Annotated in this window: 1 protein-coding gene and 1 pseudogene; both read right to left on the reverse strand. The window is 71.4% G+C overall.

Annotated features, from left to right (window positions below):
• Positions 1-116: 116 nt before the first annotated feature.
• Complete coding sequence (locus tag ACFU5M_RS34310; protein WP_379055759.1) at positions 117-1,382, reverse strand: hypothetical protein; 1,266 nt, start codon at positions 1,380-1,382, stop codon at positions 117-119.
• Positions 1,383-1,958: 576 nt separating this feature from the next.
• Positions 1,959-2,663 (reverse strand): annotated as a pseudogene (locus ACFU5M_RS34315) (lytic transglycosylase); the annotation flags it as partial.

Consider the following 2,663-nt stretch of genomic DNA (forward strand, 5'->3'; position numbering starts at 1 on the left):
GGGCAGCGTGACGCTGCCCGCCGGAAGCGGTGGAAACGAATGCTCGCGGCCGCGAGCGAACGCGTCCGAGCGGCGTGCGGATTCACTGGCCGGGCCGTGGTGCTACCGGGGCGGTGTCAGCGGCCGTGCAGCCAACTCTCCTTCAGTTTCCAGTGGTTGTCCCACCATGCTTGGACCGCCGCGGGGTCGGCGTTCCACGGTGGAGGAGGAGATTCACCCGGGAAGAGGTAGGTGTCGTCCGGGGCCGTGACGGTGGTCGGCGACGGTTCGGCCGGTTCGGGCAATTGCGTGGTGGGGGGCGGCCTGTGCCGCTCCTGCGACGGTTGCGGCTCGACCTGCGGTGGGACCGGAGCCGGTGGCAGGGGTTGCCCGGCCGGTGACTGAGCTCGGTCATCGGCGGGGTACGGCGCCGGCGGCGCGGAAGTCACCAGAGGCTCGGGGACGGAAGCCGGACCGGGCAAGAGAGCCACAGGGGAATGCTCGACCGCGGGACCCGGATCATCCGCCGGAGCCACCGCGGGATTCGGAGCGGCGGGTTGGGCGGCGGGGATCGGCGCCTGCGCGGGACCGCCGACCTCGCCGGCAGGACGGTCCTCCCGCACCTGCGTGACCGCGATCGCGGCTCCGCCCAGCAGCGCCGCCGCGGCTGCTCCGGCCAGGATCACCCGGCCGGGATGTCGGCGATCCGATGCCACCGGCGCCGCCGATGCGCTCCGGAACGGAGCGGCGGCAACCGAGGCCGCTCCGAAAGCGGCCGCGTGGGCAGAGTCCGGCGCCGCGAGAACGGGCGCCGCGAACCCGAGCCGCACCGCGGCGACCACTTCCGGGTTTCCCGCCGAGGAGCCGCACAGGACCACGGCGTCGGGTGACTGTTCGGCCGCCTCCAGAGCAGGCCGGATCCGGTCGATCGCCAGACCCGCGGTATCGGCGTCCACGACACCGGACGCCCAGGTGCCGGAAGCCAGGATTTCGTTCCGGTCGGGCCCGGTCACGAGATAGGACGTGTGATACCCGACGACCTCCAGCACCAGCAGGGTGCGGTACTGCGCCAGGCTCGGACTGTCCTGGACCAGCGCCAGCAGGGCCGTCTTCGTCGACACGAGCGACGACGATCGCCATGATGCCGACGACAGTTGCGACACGATTGCCCGACGCTCGGCCACCGTCCGATACGCCACGGCTACGTCATCGATTTCGATGTCGGATCCGGCCTCGGCCGTCAACGCCTCGAGCATGGCGGCCACCGATGCGGAGGTCGAGTGCTCGATCGGCAGTTCGATCGCGCGCAGCACCTCCGGCCGGGTACCTCGTTGCGCCGTGGACGAGACCAGCACGCCACGCACCACGGCCTGTTCTGCTGATATTCCGACTGTGGCCCTCATGGGATCACCTCTGCTCGACCGGTCTCGGACGGGGTTCGTCACCGCGGTCGCCGACGATCGGCCCGGGTTCGGATCCGGGCCACACGCTCGCCGAACGCCCGCCGCACGAGATGACGCTCTCGAAGACCACGACGGCAAGCCCCACCGGTAGGCGGGGGCGTGCCGGAGGTGAATGGCCTCCTCGGCGCCGCTAGTAGATGCCACGCGATAGCTACCGATCAGAATACGTCGGATCGCACGGTCCGGATACTGCTTCGAGGCAGTGTCGCGCTCGATGCGGGCGCAGTTGTGACGAAATCTCGACGCTGTTTGCTGGAGATTTTCCGAAGCAACGGTGACCCCTTTGTCCCGGCACGACGACCGGCGAGAGCCCACGGTGCGGTCGGGCCGCCGGCATCGCTCGGAGACCTTTCAGCGGTCGGTCGCAGGTTCCGCCATCAGCTCCGACTCGAGCACGCCGCGGTCGGCATCGAGGCCATCCGTGCGGTTCGTACCCTCGGTTGCCCGTGCATCGAGCATCGGCCACACGCGAAACGCGAGGCGCGAGACTCGGCGGCTATCCGCGGGGACACCTGGTCAGCCCGCCGGTGGCGGCGGGAATGGGCCCGGGAGCGGGATGACGATGCCGAACGGCAGGGTGATTCCGGGCTGGGGCGTCGGCGTGGGTGGGGCGTCGGGCACCGGCTCGGGTTCGGGTTCCGGCGCGGGCGGTGTGGTGCTGGCCGGTTCGGGGTTGCGCCGTTCGGTGTCCAGCTCCGGGGCATCAGGTGCGGGGCCGGTGGCGGCGTCCGTCTGGGGTCGCGTGCACTCGGCCGCACGGACATCGGCGGGGACGGCGTCACTGTCCGGGTTGCCGTCCGCTTCGGGGCTGTTCGTGCCGGGGTCCGGTAGCTGCCCGGCGCCGTACGGTTGCCCCGGCGCGAGCGGAATGCGCGCCGTGCCGGGCTGCCCCGGTTGCGGCATCGGCGCGGGAACGGGCTGCGCGACACACGGATCCACCGGCGGTGGAGGCGGGCAGAAGATGCCGCACGGAATCGGCGGCAGACCCGGAAGCGTGATCATCACCTGCGTCGGCGCCTGCGGACGCGGTGCGGGCGCGGGTGCTCGCGGCGACTCGACCGGCGCGGGTACCGCCGTGGTCACCGCCGTCATCGCGGAACCGGGATCCACCGACGCCGACGCTCCGGGCGGTATGAGATCCGGCGAGATACGCACCTGCGTCGGCGAACCCCCGGACCGATACGCCGCCGACCAACTCAGCACATTCGCCGCATACGCCAT

The organism is Nocardia sp. NPDC057455, from assembly GCF_042802775.1.
Taxonomy (GTDB): Bacteria; Actinomycetota; Actinomycetes; order Mycobacteriales; family Mycobacteriaceae; genus Nocardia.

Coding starts and splice junctions, on each gene's coding strand:
- ACFU5M_RS34310 (WP_379055759.1), bottom strand. CDS start 1,382: ATGAGGGCCACAGTCGGAATATCAGCAGAACAGGCCGTGGTGCGTGGC.